Source organism: Kitasatospora sp. NPDC057198, assembly GCF_042670125.1.
GTDB lineage: Bacteria > Actinomycetota > Actinomycetes > Streptomycetales > Streptomycetaceae > Kitasatospora.
Genome location: NZ_JBHUWH010000742.1, coordinates 1 through 2431 on the forward strand (window position 1 = coordinate 1; position 2431 = coordinate 2431).

The following is a 2431-nucleotide window of genomic DNA, read 5'->3' on the forward strand; positions in this document are numbered from 1 at the left end:
GGCGAGAGCCCCCGCCCCGGCACCGTTTTGGTTCCGCGACACCTGACCAGTTAGCCTGGTCCGATGTGTGTCCTGGCGGTCGGGTTTCGCCCCGGGGCCGGGCACATCAGCAATCACCTCTCGGAAGGACCCGGAGAGACATGCCTCCCAAGAAGAAGAAGGTCACGGGGCTTATCAAGCTCCAGATCAACGCCGGTGCGGCGAACCCGGCCCCGCCGGTCGGCCCCGCGCTCGGCCAGCACGGCGTCAACATCATGGAGTTCTGCAAGGCGTACAACGCGGCCACCGAGTCGCAGCGCGGCATGATCGTGCCGGTGGAGATCACGGTCTACGACGACCGCTCCTTCACCTTCGTCACGAAGACCCCGCCGGCCGCTCGCCTCATCCTGAAGGCCGCGGGCATCGACAAGGGCTCCAAGGAGCCGCACAAGACCAAGGTCGCCAAGCTGACCTCGGCCCAGGTGCGCGAGATCGCCACCACCAAGATGCCCGACCTGAACGCCAACGACCTGGACGCGGCGGAGAAGATCATCGCCGGCACCGCCCGGTCGATGGGCATCACCGTCGAGGGCTGACCAGCCCGTACGTCCTCCGTGGTAGGGCCCAGCGCGGCCCGTTCCCACGAACTCCATTAATCACAGGAGCAGCAGTGAAGCGCAGCAAGGCCCTCAAGGCCGCGGACGCCCAGGTCGACCGCGCCCGGATCTACGCCCCGCTCGAGGCCGTCCGCCTCGCCAAGGCGACCTCCACCAGCAAGTTCGACGGCACCGTCGAGGTCGCCATGCGTCTGGGCGTCGACCCGCGCAAGGCCGACCAGATGGTCCGCAGCACCGTCATCCTCCCGCACGGCACCGGTAAGACCGCTCGGGTCCTGGTCTTCGCGAACGGTGAGCGTGCCGAGGCCGCGCGTGCCGCGGGCGCCGACATCGTCGGCTCCGACGAGCTGATCGACGAGGTCGCCAAGGGTCGTCTGGACTTCGACGCCGTCGTCGCCACCCCGGACCTGATGGGCAAGGTCGGCCGCCTGGGCCGCGTGCTCGGTCCCCGTGGCCTGATGCCGAACCCGAAGACCGGCACCGTGACCCCGGACGTCGCCAAGGCCGTCAACGAGATCAAGGGCGGCAAGATCGAGTTCCGCGTCGACAAGCACTCGAACCTGCACCTGATCATCGGCAAGACCTCGTTCACCGACGAGCAGCTGGTCGAGAACTACGCCGCCGCGCTGGACGAGGTCCTCCGGGCCAAGCCGTCCGCCGCCAAGGGCCGCTACCTGAAGAAGGTCGCCTTCTCCAGCACCATCGGCCCCGGCATCCAGGTGGACCCGAACCGCACCCGCAACCTCCTCGTCGAGGAGGACCCGGCGTCGGTCTGACCCCGAGTCAGGCTCCCCGCGCGGTGAACGCAGCACCGGGCCCGCACCCCTTCCGGGGGTGCGGGCCCGGTGGCGTTGGTAAAGGGTTTGCGCGATGGTCCGAGCGGTTCGGTAGAGTCCGCCCCGTAGTCAGATGAGAATCCGATAAAAGGGGAACCCCTGTGCGCGCACTGCGTACCCTCGCCGTGGCCTGCCTGGCCGCCGGCGTCCTGACCGCCTGCAGCAGCTCCGGTTCGGGCGGCTCGACCGACGCCAAGGGCGGCGCTGCCACCGCCGCGGCCTCCACCGAGGGCGCCGGCGCGGCCAAGGGCGGCTCCAAGCTCGCCCCCAAGGACGCCCTGCTCGCCTCGGCCGTGGTGATGGAGAAGGCCGGCAGCGCCAAGCTCGCCATCACCGGTGACAGCGAGAAGGGCAGCGTCGACTACGTCTGGAAGGACCCGGCGTCCTTCCTGATGACCACCACCGAGGAGGGCAAGGAGGTCACCGCCCTCTTCGCCGGCGGCCAGATGTACATCGCCGCCACCCCCGAGATGGCCGCCGTGGCCCAGGGCAAGAAGTGGGTCTCGCTCGACGGCACGGACGACTCGGGCGAGGACGGCAACGAGGCCGCCTCCATCGCCGCGATGACCCAGGTGCTGAACCCGGGCATCCAGCTGGCCGCCGCCGCGCCCACCGCCACCCTGGTCGGCACCGAGACCGTCGCGGGCCAGAGCACCACGCACTACCGCAGCGAGATCAAGGCGGAGGACCTGGTCGCCAAGATGAAGCTGCAGGGCGCGCTCCGCGACCAGGTGCTGACCGAGATCAAGAAGGACGGCGCGACCGTCACCGCCGAGCTGTGGATCAACGACAAGGGTGAGCTGGTCCAGCAGTCCGTCATCGACCCCTCCGCGGAGGCGGGCAGCAAGCCCGAGACGGTCACCTACAGCGCCCTGGGCACGGTCAAGGCCACCCCGGCGCCGTCCGCCGACGAGGTCCTCAAGCTCTCGGACCTGATGCAGCAGGCGCAGCAGTAGTAGACGTCCCGCGGACCGCGGGCACCCGGGGGCGACTCCGGGG

3 protein-coding genes are annotated in these 2431 nt (G+C 69.7%); all 3 read left to right on the top strand.

Translation table 11 applies throughout. The annotated features are described in order from the left end of the window. Positions 1-140 precede the first annotated feature (140 nt). The 3 genes from rplK (at position 141) to ACFUEL_RS38495 (ending at position 2388) form a co-directional block, all read left to right on the top strand. Positions 141-575 carry a 50S ribosomal protein L11 gene (gene rplK, locus ACFUEL_RS38485; RefSeq protein WP_030457453.1) on the top strand — a complete coding sequence of 145 codons (435 nt, stop codon included), beginning with the start codon at positions 141-143 and terminating at the stop codon, positions 573-575. A 74-nt stretch (positions 576-649) separates the two neighbouring features. Then, positions 650-1372 carry a 50S ribosomal protein L1 gene (gene rplA / locus ACFUEL_RS38490; RefSeq protein WP_380242686.1) on the top strand — a complete coding sequence of 241 codons (723 nt, stop codon included), beginning with the start codon at positions 650-652 and terminating at the stop codon, positions 1370-1372. A gap of 161 nt (positions 1373-1533) precedes the next feature. Further along, positions 1534-2388 (top strand): hypothetical protein, encoded by an 855-nt coding sequence (locus ACFUEL_RS38495; RefSeq protein WP_380242688.1) that lies wholly within the window; start codon positions 1534-1536, stop codon positions 2386-2388. Positions 2389-2431: the final 43 nt, after the last annotated feature.

Bases quoted from the DNA above. Each gene is read 5' to 3' on its own strand.
- rplK (WP_030457453.1), top strand. From the start codon at position 141: ATGCCTCCCAAGAAGAAGAAGGTCACGGGGCTTATCAAGCTCCAGATC.